Below are 19,456 nucleotides of genomic sequence, written 5' to 3'. Positions count from 1 at the left end.
GAGTGACTGATGACTTCAGGCGGAAACCGGTGGCGCTTGTAGCTGATGGGTGGGGTCTGCATCGCCATCAGCTACGGCTAAATAGCGGAGCAATCAACCTCAGGGAAGTAGTGTGACAACACCGCAGGGAGTGCTTTGAACGATACGGAAGTCGATTGATAAGATCGCCATCAGAAAAACCAGATAGGGGTCGGGAGCTAAGAGCCCGAGGAGCCGAAATGGATCTGATGGGCGAACAAACCATACCGGCCCGCGGCGTGTGAAAAGTCGCAATCAGAGGCCTGACACACGATCGCAATCAATCCCGTTCCAATCGCTCAGAAAATCCTTGCAAAACCGGGGGTACCCACACATGACCCCTTAACTGACTTGTCCAAGACTCCGATGAATGACGGGATGCCGGCACCTGAGCTGACCAGTTCACCGTCCGTGTAAAGGACGCCGGTGCCGACATCAAGAACTTCGTAGATAATCGGGCTCATCGCGGTCTTGCGCAACACCTCGAACATCTCAACCGCAGCTGCATCCAGCACCTACGAAACAACGTCGAGGGTAAACCGATCAGCCATTGATGATTTTCAGATCGCGTGGAAGGTCCGAGAGGATTTCCGGGCCATCGGCGCGCAAGATCACGATGTCCTCAAGGCGGATACCAAAGCGTCCGGGCAGATATATGCCGGGCTCGATTGAGAACACCATACCTTCCTCAAGGACCGTCTGAGACGCGGCAGTGATGTAGGGTGTCTCATGAATTTCGACACCCATCCCATGCCCCGTGCGATGCACAAAATAATCACCATAGCCCGCTTCTGTGATGACGCCCCGCGCCGCATCATCGACCACATGTGCCTTCACGCCGGGTTTGGCGGCGGCCATTGCGGCTTGGACGGCGGCCTCGACGATGGCATGTAACTCAGCGTAGCCATCGGGTGGTGTGCCCATTACTGCCATGCGGGTCATATCGCTGGAATAGCCGTCTTTGCCACCGCCGATATCCATCACCACCGCATCGCCATCTTTCAGGATCGTCTTACCTGTGTGGTGGTGGGGGAAGGCACCGTTGCTGCCCGCGCCGATGACCGTAAACAGCGGCTTTACGTCCTGGGACGCGAAACTGTCACGTATGACATCCGCAACTTGCAGCTCGGACATGCCGGTTTTCATAACGGACCAGGCAGCCTTCATTGCGGTGTCGGCGGACACGGCGTTGCGTTTCAGTTTACCATATTCATCGGTATCTTTGCGCATGCGCAGGGCATCGACAGTAGTCTGTGTGAACTGGCGTTTGGCATTGGGCAAGGCATCTTGCACCAGCCCCGCGAAATCGGCACGCATGGTTTCGTCCAACACGATGCTCTTGGCAGTTGTCGCGCCGGACGCTAGCAGCAGTTCCGCAAAGGCGGCGTCGGGCCCGTCTGCATCGCTCCAGGTATGGAACGGTAAATCGGTTTGTGGCCGCGCACTTTCTGCCTCAAGCGAGGGCATCAAAAAGCCCGCGTAGGTCTGTGTGACACACAGCAACAAGGGGCGTTCATCGCCGTGCGGGTGAACATCAAGCAGCCAAGTAAGATGCGCGTTTGGCCCCAATGCGACAAGATCAACGCCGTGTTCGGCCATGGTCTGGCGGAGGTGATTTATGCGGCTCATTCTGTGGTCTCCTCATATCCGTGAACTTCGCGGGCACGTTCGGCCGTCAGAAAACCGTTCTTAATGTCCATCGCCACCGATCCGGGGTTGCGTTTTCTTGGATCGCCAAAGCCCGCACCTGATGACGTGATCACGCGGACAACGTCATCTGTCGTCAGATCAAGGCCCGAGACAAAGGCGTAGTGTTCGGTCTTGCCAGTTATCTTATCGACCTCGATAAAATTGCCAGAACCTTCCTCGCCACCATCCAATGGCCATGGCTTAACAACAGAACGGGTATAGCCCGCCGTCAGAAAACCGCTTTGCGTTCGAATGCGGTATTCAAGAACCAACCCACGCCCGCCGTTGTATTCGCCTTCACCGCCGGGGGCGGTGTTCAGCGCCATCTTGTCGATATACAAGCCATTGCGCGCCTCGGAAATTTCGGCGGGCGTGTTGTAGGTCTCGCCGTGGAAGCCCGAAAAGATGCAGGGATTGCCGTCGCGATCTCCCCATGCACCCCAGCCACCAATTTGCGGCTCAATGATGGTGTATTGGCGGCCCGTATCGGGGTGGGTGCCACCCACAAACGTACCGCAGATCGAGCTGAAATGCCCCGCTGGCAGACGTTCGGGCACATGCGGTGCCAAGCAACGCCAGATCAAGTCATAGACCCGTACTTCGGTTTCAAAATAGAACCCGATGGCTGCGGGTTCCTGAGCGTGAAAGACGGTGCCTTCTGTGGTCAGGACTTTCAGCGGCCTGAATGATCCTTCATTGGCGGGCGTTTCAGGGTCAGTAACCGACTTAAACAACATCTGCGCACACACAATTGTCCCATCGCGGCTGGTGTTGGTGCAGCCCTTGTCTTGGGGCGGATTGTCCCGCAGGTCGACGATAAATTCGTCGTCTGTGATGGTGACTTTGACGTTGTAGGTACGGCCATCATCTTGAGGTTCTGACAGCTCAAACGTGCCTTTGGGTAGCTTGGCAAGTTCGGCCAGAGCAGTCTTTTCACCAAAGTCCATGAAGCTGTCCATTGCCGTCTTGAACGTGGCTGGCGTATATTTCGCCGCCAAGTCCTCGAGGCGTTTTGCCCCAATTCGCACCGCGGCAATTGCCGCCCAAACATCACCCAACAGAAAATCGGGCATCCGGCTGTTGCAGGTTATAATATCCATCACGGCTTGGTCTGTCACACCTGCGCGGATCAATTTGACCGCAGGCAAGCGCAGCCCTTCCTGGAAAATCTCGGTGGCGTCCCCTGATAGGGATCCCGGAGCCATGCCGCCGACATCAGAATTATGCGCGATATTGGCCGTCCATGCGATAATCGCGCCTCCAGAAAAGACGGGCATTGCGAGCACCAGATCATTCAAGTGGGTTACGCCGCCGTGCCATGGGTCATTGGTGATGAAAACATCATTTGGCCGGATATCATCGCCGAACTTGGACAGGATGAACTGTACAGATTTGTCCAAGACACCGATGAACGCAGGAATACCTGCACCAGAGGACGCGATCCGCCCTTGCGCATCGGTAATCCCAGTGCCCATATCCAGCACTTCATAAATGATCGACGACATTGCGGTTTTGCGCATCGCGGCGAACATTTCGTCTGAGGTGGCCTGAAGAGAATTCTGGATGATCTCGAGTGTGATTGGATCGCTCATAATTGACCCTCCAATAGAATATGAATGTTGCCATAGGCATCGATGGAGACGGCGTTGGTCGGGTGGATTACAACCGTTGTTCCGGGGTCTTCGATGATCGCAGGTCCATTGAACGCCATACCTGCACGCAGCTTTTCACCGTCGTAGATTGTGGCGCTGTGTTTGCCTTCAAGCGCGTAGTCGACGTCACGCGTGCCTTTGACGGCCCAGCTTGCGTCTGTGCCGCCCAATGGGGCTGGGATCATCTCCAACTTACCCACTTCAGCGCGGGCAACAAGGTGGATACCGACCATTTCGACAGGCGCATCGAGGCGATACGTGTATTCACGCTCATACGCACTATAGAAATCGTCTGCTATTTTTGCCAGTGCGCCATCGGTGACGGTGCCGTCCAGCAGAACTTCGGTGGTGTGTTCCTGGTTCTGATAGCGGAACTTACCATAGCGCAGGAATGTAAGCTTGGCGGGGTCAACACCTTCTGCCTTGAACGTCGCACGGGCCTCGTCTTCGGCCTTTGAAAAGACCGCTTCGATCCCGACAGCAGAGCCTTTGGACAAGTCCGCAAGCTGCGTTACAAAGTAATCGCGACGCAGGTCTGACATCATCATACCCCATGCAGAAAACACGGATGCGGCGGCTGGTACGACGACCTTTTTGACCTGCAATTCCCGACCCAATGCAACAGCGTGCATCGCACCGCCGCCGCCGAATGCCAGCAAGGTGAAATCGCGCGTATCGTGGCCACGGTTCAGCGACACAAGTTTCAGCGCATTGACCATGTTGTTGTTCGCGATGCGTACAATGCCTTGGGCGGCCTCATCCGTGGTTACGCCCAGCTTGTCACCAATCGCTTTCAGTGCATCACCCGCGCCAGCCATATCTGCAGTGATCGCACCACCGCAAAAGTAGTCTTTGTTAATCCGACCAAGCCAAAGGTTGGCATCTGTCGTCGTCGCATCCGTGCCACCCTTGCCGTAAGCCGCAGGGCCCGGCAAGGCGCCCGCTGATTGCGGACCGACATGCAACTTGCCGAAATCATCGACCCAAGCGATTGACCCGCCGCCATTGCCGATTTCAACCAGATCAACGACTGGTACCATAATCGGATAGCCCGCTGACTTGCGCGAGCGTTCGATCCAGTAGTCGGTCATGATGCGGACTTCACCACCTTCGATCAGCGAACACTTCGCAGTGGTCCCACCGATGTCGAGCGCGAGGATGTCCGGCTCGCTGATCAGCTGTCCGAGTTCGGCAGCCCCCCAAAACCCAGATGCAGGGCCGCTTTCAACCATCGTGATCGGTACGGCGGATGTCGCAGCAAGGCTGTCTACACCGCAATTTGATTGCATGATGTAGGGGCTCTGCGGCAGGCCTTCTTTACGTAGACTTTCGTCAAGATTGCCCAGATAACGCGCTGCAACAGGTTGTACGTAGGCGGACAGAACGGTGGTATTGGATCGCTCATATTCGCGCCATTCGCGGGTGATCTGGTGACTGGCGACAACCGAAACACCGGGCCAGAGGCGCCGAACTTCTGCCAGAACCGCCTCCTCATGGGCAGTATTCGCATAGGAATGAAGCAATGAAATCGCCACCGCTCGCACCCCCTCGGCCCGGAAATGATCGACGATGTCAGACACCCCAGACAAATCAAACGGAATGCGTTCAGCGCCCAGATAGGTCATGCGACCGGGAACCTCAGCCCGCAGATAGCGTGGCACAAACGGTTCGGGTTTTTCGTAGTGCAGGTTGAAGAAATCGGGGCGGTTGCCGCGCGCAATTTCCAGCGTATCACGGAACCCTTCGGTGGTGATCAGGCCGACGGCGACGCCCTTGCGCTCGGTGAGCGCGTTAATAACGACCGTGGTGCCGTGCACCATAAAATCCACGTCTTTGGGATCAATGCCGCCCTTGGCCATGACATTCTGCACACCGGACTCGAAGTTGGGCGACGTCGTGTCGGATTTGGCCGTGGTGATTTTCATGCCCTCTGGGCCGGTTTCAATGGCGACAAGGTCAGTGAAGGTGCCGCCGACGTCTGTGGCAATGCGTTTGGTTATGGACATATCAATTTGCACCTTTGTTCAGGTAGTCATTGAGTAGGAATGCCAATGCGCCGGGTTGCTTCAAGCGTTCGGCCTTTGCCACGCGTTCAGGTGTGAAATGGCCCGCGTTGTGCAAGCAATTAAGCGTCCCGATGACGCTGCCGTTCACGACGATCGGTAGATTCAGACAGCTTTCGCAACCCAGTGATTTAATCAATTCATGATCGGGGAACACAGCCGCGATCTCTTCGATGGAGTTTGCCACGAATGTCTCTTGTCGGCCTTGCACCTGCTCGGTCCAAGGATTGTTTTCGATCGGTTTCTCACCGCTGGTGGCGTAGGCGTCGGGCATGTTGGAGTAATTGCGTCGCGCGACCCCGCGTTCATTGTCAATTCCCATGAGGGTGAACAGCTTTACGCCGATGGTCTTATCGACAAGTGCTTCGAGCGCTTTGAAAGTGGCCATCGGTTGATCTGTCGATGCCATGGCTTGGTTGAAATCGGTCATACACCCTCCGCAAGTTTGTTTCTGAGATTAAGTTCTGCCGCATTAACGACTGGCACAGCGCCAATCAGTTGGCGGGTATAAGCGGCCGTAGGGGCCGAGAATATTTGCGCAGTTTCGCCAAGTTCGACCAACTGACCGGACTGGAAGACTGCAACGCGATCTGCAATGTTGCGGACAACGGCCAGATCATGGGTGATGAAGATATAGGTCAACCCATGTTCTGCGCGTAAATCGTTGAGCAAGCGCAGGACACGAGCTTGCACGAGTACGTCCAGCGCTGAAGTGGGTTCATCCAGCACCAGCAAGCGGGGATCGCAGGCAAGTGCGCGGGCGATGCTGACCCGCTGACGTTGCCCACCAGATAACGAGGCAGGGGCGCGGGTGCGCATATCTCCGGGAAGGCCAACGGCGTCTAAAGCAGCCTCGACCGCCGCCCATCGCCCGGATTTCCCACCAATATCGTAGATGTCCAGCCCCAAGCGAACCGATGCTCCAATGGACCGTTTGGGATTGAGCGATGACAGGGGGTTTTGTTGAACAAGTTGAATGCGGCGGCGTTGTTCGCCGCTGCGTTTGGCGGACAAGGGTTGCCCATCAAACGCAATCTCGCCGGATGTCACCGGCAATATCCCAAGGATCATGTTCGCAATTGTGGTTTTGCCAGACCCGCTTTCGCCGACAATAGCGAGGCATTCGCCTGCTTTCACATCCAGCGTCACATCGCTTACCGCATGAACAGGGCCAACTGACGTTTCAAATGTTTTGGTTAATCCATTAAGTGCCAGAAGTGTCATAACGCACCTCCGTGGCTGAAACGGGGAGCGAGGAAATCATCGCTGACCTCCGGCACTTCTGGCAATCCAGCACCCGTGATGCGAGGCACAGCAGACATCAATGCGCGGGTGTAGGCATGTTGCGGGTTGGCAAATAGCGCGTCCGTTGGGCCGTCTTCAACTATGTTGCCACGATAGATGACATAGACGCGGTCTGCGAATTCACGCACGATTCCAAGGTTATGCGAAATGAACAGCACGGACGTTCTGTTTTGTTCAACCAAGTCGCGCATCAGCGTCAAAGTCTGGGCTTGGACAGACACGTCCAGCGCTGTCCCCGGCTCGTCCGCCAAAAGCAATTTTGGTTTGTTCGCGAGCGCCATGGCGATCATCACCCGTTGGTTCATCCCACCTGACAGTTGAAACGGATAAGCCCCTAACACCCTTGCCGGATCGGAGATCGCAACCTCGTCGAGCAAGGTTGCCGCACGGGCCTGGCTGTCCGTTTTGGACAGTTTGGGGGCACGACGGCGCAAGACCTCAGTGAACTGATTGCCGATAGTGAACATCGGATTCAGTGACGATGTCGGGTCTTGAAAGATCATCGACATTTCTGTGCCGCGCAAACCTGCGCGGTCGCACGCAGACATGGCGTTAATATCCTGGCCATCGAATTGAACTGTGCCGTTAATGCGTGCCTTCCGCGTCTCTTGCAACAAGCCCAAAACGATGCGCGCGGTGACGGATTTGCCGGATCCACTTTCACCGACGAGCGCCACTTTTTCACCCGTGGCGATATCAAGGTCGATGCCGCGCAGGACGTCAATTTGCCCGCTCAGGGTTTTGAACCCCAGGTGCAGGTCTTTGATATGCAAAAGGCTCATTCATCTACTCCCAACACATCCCGCAAGCCATCGCCCAGTAGGTTAAAGCCAAACACGGCGACCAGAATGGCGAGGCCGGGAAAGACCGTCAGCCACCAGCTATCGGGCAGATACCGCGCACCTTCGGCGACCATCGATCCAAGGTCAGCGGTCGGGGGCTGCACGCCAAGCCCGAGGAATGACAGGGACGAGGCGATGATGATCACAAAGCCCATGTCGAGCGTCATTTTGGTGATAATCGCCGGGAGGCAATTAGGCAGGATTTCGCGGAATGCGATGTGGCCCGCGCCTGCGCCGATAACCTCGGCGGCCAGCACATAACCTTCTTCGCGCTCGCCGCGTGCGATGGAATAGACCAACCGAGCATACCACGGCCACCACATCGCAGTGACGGCAAGCATGGCGTTGGTCAATGTTGGTTCCAATACGCCCATCATCGCGATCGCTAAAACCAGTGGTGGGATCGATAAGAACACATCGACAATGCGCATCAGGATCATCTCGAGCCAGCCGCCAATGTAGCCCGCCAAAAGGCCGATCGTGGTGCCGATAGGGACCGCGATTGCGAGGACCACAATGCCGAGTGTCAGGCTGATTTGGTACGCAAACAGGATGCGGCTAAAGATATCGCGCCCGACCAGATCCGTTCCCATCCAATTGCGGGCAGACGGCGGACGATTGTTGTTGAGAAAATCCACGACAGCACCGTTGTGCGTCGGGAAGGGTACAATCCATGGCGCGAAAATTGCGGCCAGCGTGATAAGACACACAAGGATCAAGCCCAGAAGGCTGAGCGGGTTAGCTGCCAGAATGCGAAGCGTACGGATCATGATGCACCTCGCGTGGAGTAGCGGATGCGCGGGTTCAAAAAGGCGATCATCAAATCGACGATGATGTTCACGACCAAAAATGTGATCGCAATGATCAGGACCGTGCCCATGATCGCATTCAGGTCTTTGCGCAGGATCACAGCGACCACGTAGCGGGACAGTCCGGGCCATGCAAAGACCGCCTCGATTAGAAACGCGTTGCCCAACATGGCTGCAAAATCGAGACCGATGATGGTCAACGATGGGATCAGTGATGGTTTGAGCACGTAGCTGCGAGCGATACGGGATGGGAAAAAACCGTAGGCCTGCGCCATTTCGATGTAAGGCTTATCGTAGGTCTCGACCATGTTGGCGCGGGTGAGGCGCGCTGCCTGACCGATGCCGGACAGGGACAGCGCAATAGCGGGCAGGATAAGGTGATGCACCGCACTTCCAAAGGCGGCCCAATTACCCGCCAAGAGCGTGTCGATTGTCAGAAAACCTGTGGTGCGTTCAATGCCGTAGATGTCGGATATGCGCCCTGCGATGGGGAATAGCGGCAAATAGTATGCAAACAGCAACATCAGGATCACCGCCCATACAAACCCCGGAGCCGATACAGCCAGCAGGGCAATCACCCGAACCAGATGGTCAGGCCAACGTCCTTTGTAACGTGCGGCCAAAATGCCAAGAGGCAAACCCACAGCCACCATGATGAAGCCCGCCAGGACCACCAATTCCAACGTCGCAGGCAGGAACTGCGCAATGTCTTGCGTGACCGGACGGTTGGTATAAAGCGACGTGCCCAGATCGCCGCGCAGCACGTCAGTTACGAAATACCCGTATTGCACAGGCAGAGAGGCGTCCAAATGCATCTCTGCCCGCAAGCTCGCGATTTGCTCAGCATTGGCGTTTGGGCCAAGGGCGATGCGGGCTGGATCACCGGGGATGATCCGTGCAATCGCGAAGATCAGCATCGAGACGCCAACAAGCACAATGAGAGAGATGCCTAGCCGGTTCAGCAACAGGCGGAGAATTCCAGACATGTGGAGCTTCCAAAATTAGCGTGGGCAAACGTTAGGATAGAAAACCGGGGTGCAAACAGCGGTGCCTACGCCCCAGTTCAGGAAAAGTTATTCGCCAGTCATTTCCATTAGGCGGAAGCTGAAGCCCATGCCATCAAGACCGAACGCCATGGCAGGATCGCTGAGTGCCGGAACATGCACACGGTTGGAAGCCGCAAAGACGGACTGACGGTCAAAGCCGTAAATCGTCGGCGCAATTGCCATCAGCCGTGCGTTCAATGCGGAATAGGCCGCCTCACGATCCGCGTCAGATGTGGCTGTGCGGCCCGCGTCCAAAGCCGCATCAACCTCGGCATCGTTCAGGTGTTCTGGCGACTGCCATGTGCCCGGCGCGGAGGAGTCATACATCCCATAGAGCAGCGTGTCTGGATCACCTGTGACGGCGTTCACGAACAGTTGGCTTATGTGCGGCGTGCTTTCGACTTTAGAAACCTGTTCAACAAACAAGGCCCATGGCAGTTTTGTGATGCTGCTTGAGATGCCCAGGGCGCTGAAGTTTGACTGTATCAAAAGTGCGAAACGCTCTTCCAGCGGCACTTCTGCGATCCAGCTGATTTCGATGTTCATCTCAGCAGGGTCGTAGGGGCAATCGGCAAGGTAGGCCTTTGCCGCATCAAGATCCTGTGCCAACGCCATGTCGGCAGGGTTTGCACCAAACATGCCAACCGGGATTGCACCCGTTGACGGGCTACCGCCGGATACATCATCGTTGATCGCGATCATTTGGATCGCCGTGCTGTAATCAAACGCGGCATTGAGTGCCAACCGGCAGTTTACGTTATCAAGCGGCGGTTTTTGCGTGTTCATCTTGATGTAGTACCCGCCTGTACCGCTTTCAGTCAGCAATTGCGCACCGTCATTGGCAAGCGCCTGAATCACCTCTGGTGGCAACCACTGGCTGGCAATGTCGTGCTCGCCTTGGGCAATCAATGTGCGGACCGTCGCTGGTTCAAGACCGTAACGCAGGTGCACCGTGTCGGGGGCAACATCAGCGACATCAAGGAAGTAGCTGTCTGATTTTACCATAACCGTTTCTTCTTGCGGGTTATGTGACATCACGGAGTAAGCACCAGTACCCGCGCCATTTGCGGTCAGGAATTCCTCGCCCCACTCAGAATCAGAGTTGGCTTTCACCAACTCCATGTCGATGATTGGAAGACGCACCAAAGACGCGATGAACGGCGCATATGGCGTTTCAAGCGTCAGGGTCACGGTTGTGTCGTCAACAGCCTCGGCGGTGACGCCAGCAAAAAGGTACGACAGACCAGAACCCAATGCCTGCATCCGCTCAACAGAGTAAACCACGTCGGCAGCTGTCAGTTTGTTGCCGGATTGGAACATCACGTCGTCGCGCAAATTGAATGTGTACTTTGCGCCATCAACTTCCCAGCTTGCGGCAAGGTGTGGCGTATGGCCGGGGCCGCCCTGCGCAGGCAGCACAAGCGTATCATAGACGTTGAACATCAGAATGCTGTCAGCATAATCGGATGCCTTAGCTGGATCAAGTTCACCAATGGCCACTTCATCAAGCCGCAATACGGTTTCAGTAAACGCAGGACCAGCAGGCGCCGTCGCCGTGCAAAGCGCCGCTATCAAAGTAGTGTTTTTCATCATTTTTCTGTTTCTCCGGTTGGATAAGTTGCGGCCTCTTGAGGTGAGGCTTTTTTATGAATTGGGGCGGGTGCATCACCAAAGATATTCATGGTGCCACACCACAGAATAGACGCAGTTGATGTGCTATGATTCCAAGTCGAATGAACGCGGCGACTATCGAAGTGAATCGAAGCGCCTTTTTTCAAGATTTCTGTAGAACCTTCGATCTCGACCGTAATTTCTCCATCAATTATATAGAAGATTTCCTCGCCATGGTGGCTGATGGGCTCCATCCGGTGCCCCGGGGCCTCGTGCACGATGACGGAATGCAGCTTTGAACCTGCAAAGGATGTGGACAGACGCTCATATGACACGTCCGCGTCGGCGACAGAATAAGTCAAACGACTGGCTTCATGCGTGGTTTGAGTCGCTGAACTTGGTTGTTCTAGAAAGCTGGTAATTTCAGTTTCAAGAACTGCTGCCAGCGAGGCAAGAGACCCCAAAGAGGGGGCCGTAAGCCCACGCTCTACCTGACTGATGAAGCCGACAGATAGGCCAGCAGCGTCCGCCACTCTTTGCATCGTGAGTTTCAGTTCTTTGCGCCTTGCCCGCAATGCGGCTCCCAGATCGGAGGCAATATTGTCATTCAATTGGGGATTCTTTTTTAGCATAGGTAAAAAATTGCATGCGCAAAGGATCGCTGTCAACATTTTTTAGTATGGCTAAAGTTAATGTCGCAAAGCGGCCTCGTGCGCGTCGCGATTGTTGAGAACGCCGGCGTCGAATGGACCTGATCCTCCCCCACTGAAGTGGTCCGCCCCTATAGTTAGGAAACGGAGGATCAGATATGGGAATCAAGCGACACAAGCCGGAAGAGATTGTCACGAAGTTACGGCAGGTTGAGGTGCTTTGCGGCCAAGGAATGGCGCGCATTGATGCGATCAGGCAGGTGCAGATAACCGAGCAGACATTCTACCGCTGGCGTAAGCAGTATAGCGGCATGGGAACCGACCAACTGAAAGAACTGAACGACTACCGGCTGGCGCCGGTAGGATCGGCGATGTGATTTTCCTTCATCGCAGGCCTGCGGATCGACGAACTCAGCGCGCCCTGGGTGCTGGATGGCCCGATGAACCGTGCCGCGTTCGACCTCTACATAGAGACACAGTTGGCACCGACACTACAGCCATGATCGATGCATTTACGACGACGCGAAGGGCTTAGAAGTTTCCCCGTGCAGCCTCAGTCAAGATGAGCTTGTCCAGGGTCAGGTCAGAAACCGCCCGCCGCAGACGCTGGTTCTCTTTCTCCAGTTCTTTCAGCCGCTTCAGCTGCGAGCGTCCCATACCGCCATACAGCTTGCGCCATCGATAAAACGTCTGCTGTGTCACCCCGATCTGGCGCACCGCCTCCGCAATCGTCATCCCTTGCCCTTGCAGAACTTCAACCTGCCGAAGCTTCGATACGATCTCTTCCGGTTTCTCTCGTTTTCCAGCCATCGCTGATCCTCCAATTTGCGGGATAAAACTATCCCAGTTGGTGGACCACCCGATGGGGGCTACTCCACAATGCTGGTTCTACCATGTTTAGCATTGTCGATGTTTGATGAGATTGATAGGATAGAGAAGTCTTCTTCCCGAAGACTTCACCGCTTACACCCACTCAGAACCAACGCTGCATGGCGTTGGTTCTTTCCACTTATTCGGCCAGAGCTTTCGCAAGCTCAAGAAGCCTGACCCTCAGGTTTTCAGGGATTCTGTAGTACATATTGACGAGTTTCATGGCCTCTGTTTCACCCAACAAATCTCGTTGTGGTTCAGCTTTGCTATCGGACAACCCATCGAAGAATGACGGAACGCTGCATTGTAGTAACTCAGCCAATTCGAACAGCCGCGAAGCGCTGACACGGTTCGTTCCCATCTCGTATTTCTGAATTTGCTGGAATGAAACGCCCGATTTCTCGGCAAGCTGTTGTTGGGTCATTCCAACTAGCAACCGACGACCGCGAATGCGTTTACCCACATGCCGATCAATTGGGTGTACCATGGAAACTTCCTTCATTATTCACTTCAACTCAGGCGCTACATTACTTTGGTCTTTCAGGGCTGGAAAGTAGACTTCTAGCATTCCGCGATCTTCATCGACCCGGCCTGTTTGGATAACTACGTCTATCGAGCCTTCCAGATACCGGATTACTTCTGGATAGGAGAGCTTTGTTCCAGTTCCCATCACGAGCAGAGCAAGCCGATCCATAGCTTTGCGCGCGGACTCAGCGTGTAGTGTGGTGAATGATCCAGCATGGCCGGTGTTGATAGCATCAAGAAAAGTTGCGGCTTCAACACCGCGCAACTCACCAAGAATGATCCGATCTGGGCGCATTCGAAGCGTGGCTTGCAACAACTTATCTGCACTGCGTGGGCTATCGTCGTCGCGATTGGCGATCAGGCTCACAACATTATCCTGACGGGGCAGGAGTTCTTGGGAGTCCTCAATGGTGATAATTCAGGTTCGTATCGAGCCGTTTGCAGACGAGGGTCAGGCCGTGGATGCCCTTGCCAGTATCGCGCACCAGAAACGCCGTAGGGGCTACACAGAAGGCCCAGAAGGGACATCGCTATGAGATTTGCACCAACCCTGATCCTTGCGGCTGTCCTGCCCAGCGTAGGACTGGCATTCTGTAATCCGCCAATAGCGCCCGCGTTGACCAGCGAAGAATTGGCGCGCGAGTTTCGTGCTGAGTTCAGACACGATTTTGAGCAGTATTTCAGCGACGCGCAGGAGTATTTGCAATGTCTCGATGAGGAACGATCTGAGGTCATGACCGAGATAAGTGAGACTGCCGCCCGCTATGATCGGTTCCTGAAAGACAGTCAGAATTGGAGCGCAAACTAATGTATCCTAGGTGGATACTTTTATCTTGCCGTTTGTATCTATATGGGATACATTATGATTAGGCGCTGAATGTGTTTTCAGACCTCATATTGAAGGGCAGGTAATGATCAAAAGTACCCACGGAAAGCTCATCAAGAAGCTGATAGAGGGCAGGGGCGGCAAAGGATTTCCGGCCGATCTGGTCAGGCGCGCGGAGCGAAAGATCGCACAGTTGGATGGTGCACAGACACTTGAGGACTTGAAGATACCGCCGTCCAATGAGTTAGAATTGCTTGTTGGTGATCGTAAAGGCCAGCACTCAGTCCGCATCACAAAGCAGTGGCGCATTTGTTTTCGATGGGAAGACAACAACGCCTATGACGTTGAGATTGTGGATTATCACTGATGGAGAACAGAATGGTTATTCTTAAGAACCCGGTACACCCCGGCGAAATTCTGCAAGAGGACTTCTTGGCCGAGTTTGGTTTGACGGCTGGCAAGCTGGCAAAGGCGCTGAATGTGCCGCGTACCCGCATAGAGCGGCTTGTCTCGCAAGATCGCGGCGTGTCACCGGACACGGCTTTCCGTCTGTCCAAGTATTTTGGGACCACGCCGGAGTTTTGGCTCAATCTGCAACGGGGATACGATCTGGCCGTCGCAGCACAGGATGAACAGCTTGCAGGCGATCTTGAGCATATCCTGCCGCTGGCGAGCTAATGAAAGGTACAGAGTGACATGAAAGCTAACACGAAACTGGGGTGCCACACCTGTCATTATTGGGGGGGGTATTCGAGCGTCAGTAATAAGAACGAAATTTCCGCGACATGTCATAGATATCCACCCCGCCAGCTTTCCTCAGAGGATTTACCAGCGTTCCCAACAACAAGGGGCGACATGGTGTGTGGGGAGTTTGTTCACGGCTTTGAGTTCATCGACATTTTTGGTCGTGACATGATTTCTGAGAAAGGTAGGAAAGCATGATCCTTAGGGCAATTGCTATTTCAACTCTGTTGCTCGCATCGCCTGCATGGGCAATCGACAAATGCAAAGGGTCGCATCGCGTCACTTGCGTTGTGGATGGTGACACCTTTTGGATTGATGGCGTGAAATACCGCACACGCGGTTATGACACGCCGGAGCCACGAACTAATATCTACCTGTAATGACCTGCAAACATAATCGGTTCGACCTGCAATCATCGTGATTTTCGGCCCGAATTATTTGCATCTATCCGGCACCCCAAACCCGGATTATCTGCGAATGAACCCACATTGTTTGCAACCAACCTGCAATCATCCGCTCCGGCTCACATTAAATGCGAATAGGATTTTCGGTGTTTTTTCAAATGCCTGCGCTTGTCTGACTTCCCGTCTTCAATTTACGGCGCTGAACGTAGATATTCAGACGCGATTTCAGGACAGGATTTTTTAAGGTCTCTGGTCGCGGGGTCAGCAGTGGCGTGGCGTCTGGAAATCCCCCGTTTCCCAGACCAGCCGTGCAGACTTGGCGCAGCGAATCTGGAACATAGCCAGGATCCGATTTTGAGCCAATCACCTCATGTTTTCCTCAATCTCGGCGATGATCAGCTCCAGGTGCTGGAGGTGGTGAGCGATTAACCGCAGGTCGTGGTCGTAGTCAGCCAAGACATCAAATCGGTGTCCTTCGACTACATGGTATTGGTTTCGGATCAGCGTATTATCTGGGGTTTTCTCTACCGTTACCTTCAAGACCTCGTTAAGTGCCATTACCACGGAGTAAATCGGCGATTGGTCCATCGTGTCATAGAGGTGACGCACCGCGTACTGCACCAGTGAGAGGATATCCGTGCGCATAGATGTAAATAATTCGAGCCGAAAATCACGATGATTGCAGGTCGAACCGATTATGTTTGCAGGTCATTACAACTACAAGGTGCTGACTGGGGCGCTTCGGCTTCGCGTGCGCGACATCTGCCGTCAAGTTTGCTGCGAGAACGAGGTCGACATCTTGCGTGGGGTTTTGTAGCGACAGAGCAGACTATCAATCTGATCGCGGTTTCAACCTTGCTGATCCACACCCAGCCAACCCCATCATGAGCCAGTGAGCTCGAAGAGAACCAAGGCAACCTCAGACGTTAAACGGCCCGCAACGTGAGAAAGCATATTGACAGATTAGAGAACCAAATCGGGACAAACCGCTCTTTCGCTGCATCAGTTCGAATGGCTGCTATCTGTTTTGGGCAACAAAGCCAGTCCGATTTTCTCTCGGCGGAACGGCCTTACGTCACGAAGGGAGCGAAAGGAATACGTTCTCGGTGTGCAGCTTTTGCGACAAGATCATCAACGGCTGCGAGAAAATGCGGCGAAGCGTTGTGTGCGTCCCACCCAGAGGCATCTTTGTAAAGCTCATAAACAAAGAACTGCGAAGGATCGTCGGGTGATCTGTAGGGCATGAAGAACTTCATGCCCGGTTCCGCGTTTGATGGTCCGGCCAAATTCTGGAGGATTTCAGCTACGGCGTCAGCTTCCCCTTCCTTGGCCGTGATCCGCACCATCACCGCGAATCCTGTATTGAGGTTTCGGGCCGCTGAATTGTCGTCGTAGGCTCCCATCTGTTCAACCCCGATCCGTCAGCAGTCGAAGACCAGCGAGGCCGAAGAATGTACCAAGCGCACCTTGGATGAAGCGGCGTGCGCGCCCGTAAACGCGAACCATCATCGGGGTTGAAAAAGCCACCGCATAGAGAAAGTGGATTACCACGGACAAGACAAACGTGCCGCCAACAATCGCGCCTGCGACCCACAGCGGTGCACCGGGGGCAAGGCCGAGCGAGATAATCGCGATCCACGCCAATGCAGCTTTCGGGTTCGTCATTTGGATGATGTATCCACGCCTTGCGTAGCCCCATGCAGTGCGCCGACCGCCCGCCAACTCTGTGGCGTCAATGTCGTGGGCAGATGCCGCTGACCGAAACGCCTTATACGCCAACCAGAGCAAGTAGAGACCGCCAAATACTTTGATGATGAGTATAGCCGAAGCGTAGGTAGCAAGCAGGGCTGATAGCCCGATTGCGGTAAGCACCGCCCACGTGAGGGTGCCTGTCGCAACACCCATAGCAAGAGCCATGCCTGAAGGACGGTTCACCGCCATAGAAGTTCCGATCACAGCGAGGACGTTAGGACCGGGGCTTGCAATCGCCATCAAAAACGCGCCGTAAGAAAGCAGGATGCCGGGCAGGTAGGGGGAGATGTTTTCCATCAAATATAGCCTCGCTGAAGAACAATAATGTTCGCACTATGTTCTACGTCACGATTTTCCGCAAGGAATTGTTGATCAGCCAATAGCGATAGCAGCCGCTCATACTCCGCGCAGCATCGGTGAGTCTGGGCTCTCCCGTTGAATCCGCCGCGCTTTGCCTGAACGGCTGGTCTGGCAAACGCGAGTTTGACACCTGCAACCCTTTTTGCAAGAGCTTGTCTATGCCATCCGGTTTCCAACCTCAGACCTATGTCGATCCAAAGGACAATGACGGGTTCGCCGAACCGATGACCCCGAGCGATACGATGCGGTTACTGACTGCCTATATGCGCACGGATATCCTCTCGCTGGTGCAGTACGCGGTGAGGCACCTCTATGACACCGTTGACCAATCGCCGAACCATTCCGTGTCAACGGCACTTAACGAGGTCTTGAAGGTAACGGTAGAGAAAACTCCAGATCAAACGCTGACCCGGAACAAATATCATGTGGTCGAAGGCCACCGATTTGATGCCTTGGCTGATTACGCCCACGACCTGCGATTAATGGCCTACCACCTTCAGCACCTGGAGCTGATTATCGCCGAGATCGAGGAAAACATGAGCTGAACGGCGCAAAAACGGAGCGGTTCAGTCTGGCAAACGTACCATTTCCAGACCACGAGGCGCAGGCAGGCGCGCGGCCACATCCATTGAATATTGTTGTCTTGAAATCCCGTCTGACAAACAGCGTTCAGCATCTCAACAACTGGATGGGAAGGCAGGCATTTGAAAACACGCCCAAAATCCTGTTCGCAACTAATGTGATCCGAGGCGGATGATTGCAATCCGAGCGCCGGATAAGTGCAATTCGTTACATATATGCGGATCGGCTGACGTTCGGAACCATACAAACACGTCAAATGCGACTGTGGCACCATTTCGTCAGGCCGTTGCGCGAAGGTGCACCTCTAAATGACAGCCAACGCCAGACTTACTGCGAATGTTGCCAGAACTACTCCCATGACAGACACGAATATGCGGCGGAACGCGGTGTGGACCATGAAGGGCTGTAGGACACGGCCTGCCATTGCCTAGAGGAGCAGGCAGAGGCTCGGCACGATCAAAACGGCTGTGATGAGGCCTGGAATGGACGCGTCTTCAACACCTGCATGCACGCTGCCGACCGTGAGAGCGAGCACCCACGTCTTCGGGTTGAGAAGCTGGAAAGCCAGCATCGCCGTAAATAGGCTGGCCTTGGAGCGCGATGACCCCGTCGCCTCCTCTGCGTAATGCCAGCCACCGGCCACAATCCTAACTGCGAGATATGCGATCAGCGATGCTCCCAAGAACCGCATGGCGAGCCGCCCATGAACCCACCCATCCAGAACCGCGTCGACTCCGAATCGAACCGCGAGAACGAGGGTCAGCGTGCCAAGAACGATACCCGCAATCGGTGCGGCGGCGGCCGCGAGGCGGGACCGGGCCGCGGCATCCATCACCACAATGTTGTTCGGCCCCGGCGTGATCGCCGCGGCGAAGAGGATGGCGACGACGGACGCGCTCATGCAATTTTGGCCTGCGAAAGCGACAGCACGGCGGGGTCGACCTCCACATGCGTGCCGTCTCGCAAAGTGACCATCGCCGGGCCAAATGCATCACGCCGGTGTTGAGCTTCCCAATCCGTCTCCGGCGCGGTTGCGACGACGCCGTGCGGATTAATTTCCCGGTCTTCACCATAATACGCGGCTCGGATCGCGGGTTCGTTCAGCGTGGCCGCGACGCCGCACCAGCCATGGATATCGCGCGCGTAGCCCCAGAGGTTTGGATAGTCGGTAAGGCGACGACGGCTGCATTTGAAATGCCCGTGATAGACGGCATCGAACCGGGCAAGCGTCGGCCAGAGGCGCAGATCGGTTTCCGTCAGGACGCTGCCGTGCAGATAGCGTGTCCTGGAAAGCCGATCTTCGAGGTGGTCGAGGGTCCCGAACACCTCGTGCACCGCAGCGTCGTAGATTTCTTGCCGCTGCGCCTTGCCCGCACGATAGACTGCGTTCGACAGACCAATTTGGATTTCAGGCGCGAGCGTGTCGATCTCGCTGACCAAATCGGCGGGACGCAAGGTCCAGTCTTGATCGGCCTCCTTGCCGCGCACTACATCGAGCCCGCGTAGAATTTGAACGGACTCATTGGAAACAACTGCGCCCGTCTTCGTATCCCACAGCATTGGGATCGTCGCCCGCCCCGTGTAGGTGTCTGACGTCAGCACCCGTTGGACAGATTTGAGGATTTGAATAGAGGAGGATTTCTGGTTCATCTTATCGATTAGGAGATCGAGATGACGAAGAAGCCGACTACATCGAAAGACGCCGCCG

General features: G+C 55.0%; 23 protein-coding genes and 4 pseudogenes. 8 read left to right on the top strand and 19 right to left on the bottom strand.

The genetic code is table 11. The features are described 5' to 3' along the window. Window positions 1-317: 317 nt before the first annotated feature. From V6N04_RS18335 to V6N04_RS18285, 11 genes are all read right to left on the bottom strand, one after another. The gene (locus tag V6N04_RS18335) at window positions 318-533 is read right to left on the bottom strand and encodes a hydantoinase B/oxoprolinase family protein (RefSeq protein ID WP_371171636.1); all 216 of its coding nucleotides are present in this window, start codon (window positions 531-533) and stop codon (window positions 318-320) included. Window positions 534-561: 28 nt separating this feature from the next. Next, window positions 562-1,647: a M24 family metallopeptidase gene (locus V6N04_RS18330; RefSeq protein WP_371171635.1), complete on the bottom strand. Its 1,086-nt coding sequence runs from the start codon at window positions 1,645-1,647 to the stop codon at window positions 562-564. Continuing rightward, window positions 1,644-3,299, bottom strand: coding sequence for a hydantoinase B/oxoprolinase family protein (locus V6N04_RS18325; RefSeq protein ID WP_371171634.1), 1,656 nt, complete (start codon window positions 3,297-3,299; stop codon window positions 1,644-1,646). Before V6N04_RS18325 ends, V6N04_RS18330 begins: the two co-directional genes overlap by 4 nt. Then, complete coding sequence (locus V6N04_RS18320) at window positions 3,296-5,365, bottom strand: hydantoinase/oxoprolinase family protein (protein WP_371171633.1); 2,070 nt, start codon at window positions 5,363-5,365, stop codon at window positions 3,296-3,298. The genes V6N04_RS18325 and V6N04_RS18320 overlap by 4 nt, the downstream gene beginning before the upstream one ends. Window position 5,366: 1 nt before the next feature. Further along, entirely contained in the window at window positions 5,367-5,852 is a 486-nt protein-coding gene (locus V6N04_RS18315) for a GAF domain-containing protein (protein ID WP_371171632.1), read from the bottom strand. Next, the gene (locus tag V6N04_RS18310; protein WP_371171631.1) at window positions 5,849-6,646 is read right to left on the bottom strand and encodes an ABC transporter ATP-binding protein; all 798 of its coding nucleotides are present in this window, start codon (window positions 6,644-6,646) and stop codon (window positions 5,849-5,851) included. Before V6N04_RS18310 ends, V6N04_RS18315 begins: the two co-directional genes overlap by 4 nt. After that, a complete protein-coding gene (locus tag V6N04_RS18305) occupies window positions 6,643-7,509 on the bottom strand; it encodes an ABC transporter ATP-binding protein (protein WP_371171630.1) in 867 nt (288 codons plus the stop codon). The genes V6N04_RS18310 and V6N04_RS18305 overlap by 4 nt, the downstream gene beginning before the upstream one ends. Then, window positions 7,506-8,339, bottom strand: coding sequence for an ABC transporter permease (locus tag V6N04_RS18300; protein ID WP_371171629.1), 834 nt, complete (start codon window positions 8,337-8,339; stop codon window positions 7,506-7,508). The genes V6N04_RS18305 and V6N04_RS18300 overlap by 4 nt, the downstream gene beginning before the upstream one ends. Further along, complete coding sequence (locus V6N04_RS18295) at window positions 8,336-9,364, bottom strand: ABC transporter permease (RefSeq protein WP_371171628.1); 1,029 nt, start codon at window positions 9,362-9,364, stop codon at window positions 8,336-8,338. Before V6N04_RS18295 ends, V6N04_RS18300 begins: the two co-directional genes overlap by 4 nt. Window positions 9,365-9,451: 87 nt before the next feature. After that, window positions 9,452-11,014, bottom strand: a complete 1,563-nt coding sequence (locus tag V6N04_RS18290; protein ID WP_371171627.1) for an ABC transporter substrate-binding protein — start codon at window positions 11,012-11,014, stop codon at window positions 9,452-9,454. Further along, window positions 11,014-11,646: a helix-turn-helix domain-containing protein gene (locus tag V6N04_RS18285; RefSeq protein WP_371171626.1), complete on the bottom strand. Its 633-nt coding sequence runs from the start codon at window positions 11,644-11,646 to the stop codon at window positions 11,014-11,016. The genes V6N04_RS18290 and V6N04_RS18285 overlap by 1 nt, the downstream gene beginning before the upstream one ends. Before the next feature lie 197 nt (window positions 11,647-11,843). Here V6N04_RS18285 and V6N04_RS18280 point away from each other — a divergent pair. Then, window positions 11,844-12,023: pseudogene (locus tag V6N04_RS18280) on the top strand (transposase); the annotation flags it as partial. A 42-nt stretch (window positions 12,024-12,065) separates the two neighbouring features. Then, a pseudogene (locus V6N04_RS18275) lies at window positions 12,066-12,185 on the top strand (IS630-like element ISSpo6 family transposase); the annotation flags it as partial. Here V6N04_RS18275 and V6N04_RS18270 read toward each other — a convergent pair. From V6N04_RS18270 to V6N04_RS18260, 3 genes and pseudogenes are all read right to left on the bottom strand, one after another. Further along, window positions 12,185-12,495: pseudogene (locus tag V6N04_RS18270) on the bottom strand (transposase); the annotation flags it as partial. The pseudogenes V6N04_RS18275 and V6N04_RS18270 sit on opposite strands and share 1 nt — an antisense overlap. Before the next feature lie 199 nt (window positions 12,496-12,694). Next, window positions 12,695-13,042 carry a helix-turn-helix domain-containing protein gene (locus V6N04_RS18265; protein ID WP_371171625.1) on the bottom strand — a complete coding sequence of 116 codons (348 nt, stop codon included), beginning with the start codon at window positions 13,040-13,042 and terminating at the stop codon, window positions 12,695-12,697. 18 nt (window positions 13,043-13,060) lie between these two features. Further along, entirely contained in the window at window positions 13,061-13,447 is a 387-nt protein-coding gene (locus V6N04_RS18260; protein ID WP_371171624.1) for an ATPase, T2SS/T4P/T4SS family, read from the bottom strand. Window positions 13,448-13,487: 40 nt separating this feature from the next. On the opposite strand from V6N04_RS18260, the gene V6N04_RS18255 reads away from it, so the two are divergent. The 4 genes from V6N04_RS18255 to V6N04_RS18240 all read left to right on the top strand — a co-directional run bounded on the left by V6N04_RS18255 (window position 13,488) and on the right by V6N04_RS18240 (window position 14,584). Then, the gene (locus V6N04_RS18255) at window positions 13,488-13,616 is read left to right on the top strand and encodes a hypothetical protein (RefSeq protein ID WP_371171623.1); all 129 of its coding nucleotides are present in this window, start codon (window positions 13,488-13,490) and stop codon (window positions 13,614-13,616) included. Beyond that, entirely contained in the window at window positions 13,613-13,888 is a 276-nt protein-coding gene (locus V6N04_RS18250) for a hypothetical protein (protein ID WP_371171622.1), read from the top strand. The genes V6N04_RS18255 and V6N04_RS18250 overlap by 4 nt, the downstream gene beginning before the upstream one ends. A 103-nt stretch (window positions 13,889-13,991) precedes the next feature. Continuing rightward, complete coding sequence (locus tag V6N04_RS18245; protein WP_371171621.1) at window positions 13,992-14,273, top strand: type II toxin-antitoxin system RelE/ParE family toxin; 282 nt, start codon at window positions 13,992-13,994, stop codon at window positions 14,271-14,273. Between the two features lie 11 nt (window positions 14,274-14,284). Continuing rightward, complete coding sequence (locus tag V6N04_RS18240; protein WP_371171620.1) at window positions 14,285-14,584, top strand: HigA family addiction module antitoxin; 300 nt, start codon at window positions 14,285-14,287, stop codon at window positions 14,582-14,584. Window positions 14,585-15,417: 833 nt separating this feature from the next. On the opposite strand, the gene V6N04_RS18235 is transcribed toward V6N04_RS18240, so the two are convergent. Beyond that, window positions 15,418-15,699 (bottom strand): hypothetical protein, encoded by a 282-nt coding sequence (locus tag V6N04_RS18235; protein WP_371171619.1) that lies wholly within the window; start codon window positions 15,697-15,699, stop codon window positions 15,418-15,420. Window positions 15,700-15,796: 97 nt separating this feature from the next. Between V6N04_RS18235 and V6N04_RS19050 the strand changes: the two are divergent. Further along, window positions 15,797-15,868 (top strand): annotated as a pseudogene (locus V6N04_RS19050) (IS200/IS605 family transposase); the annotation flags it as partial. A 256-nt stretch (window positions 15,869-16,124) separates the two neighbouring features. Here the strand turns inward: V6N04_RS19050 and V6N04_RS18230 are convergent. Then, window positions 16,125-16,457: a putative quinol monooxygenase gene (locus tag V6N04_RS18230; protein ID WP_371171618.1), complete on the bottom strand. Its 333-nt coding sequence runs from the start codon at window positions 16,455-16,457 to the stop codon at window positions 16,125-16,127. A gap of 4 nt (window positions 16,458-16,461) precedes the next feature. Next, window positions 16,462-17,103: a LysE family translocator gene (locus tag V6N04_RS18225; RefSeq protein WP_371171617.1), complete on the bottom strand. Its 642-nt coding sequence runs from the start codon at window positions 17,101-17,103 to the stop codon at window positions 16,462-16,464. A gap of 221 nt (window positions 17,104-17,324) precedes the next feature. On the opposite strand from V6N04_RS18225, the gene V6N04_RS18220 reads away from it, so the two are divergent. After that, window positions 17,325-17,711 carry a hypothetical protein gene (locus V6N04_RS18220; protein ID WP_371171616.1) on the top strand — a complete coding sequence of 129 codons (387 nt, stop codon included), beginning with the start codon at window positions 17,325-17,327 and terminating at the stop codon, window positions 17,709-17,711. A 464-nt stretch (window positions 17,712-18,175) separates the two neighbouring features. Here the strand turns inward: V6N04_RS18220 and V6N04_RS18215 are convergent, their stop codons facing one another. After that, a complete protein-coding gene (locus V6N04_RS18215; protein WP_371171615.1) occupies window positions 18,176-18,649 on the bottom strand; it encodes a LysE family translocator in 474 nt (157 codons plus the stop codon). Then, the coding region (locus tag V6N04_RS18210; RefSeq protein ID WP_371171614.1) for a glutathione S-transferase C-terminal domain-containing protein at window positions 18,646-19,456 on the bottom strand (811 nt) is incomplete at its 5' end. The genes V6N04_RS18210 and V6N04_RS18215, both read right to left, overlap by 4 nt.

It is taken from the genome of Aliiroseovarius conchicola, from assembly GCF_041403445.1.
In the GTDB taxonomy this organism is placed as follows: Bacteria; Pseudomonadota; Alphaproteobacteria; order Rhodobacterales; family Rhodobacteraceae; genus Aliiroseovarius; species Aliiroseovarius conchicola.
This window is presented reverse-complemented; position numbering and strand designations above follow the sequence as displayed.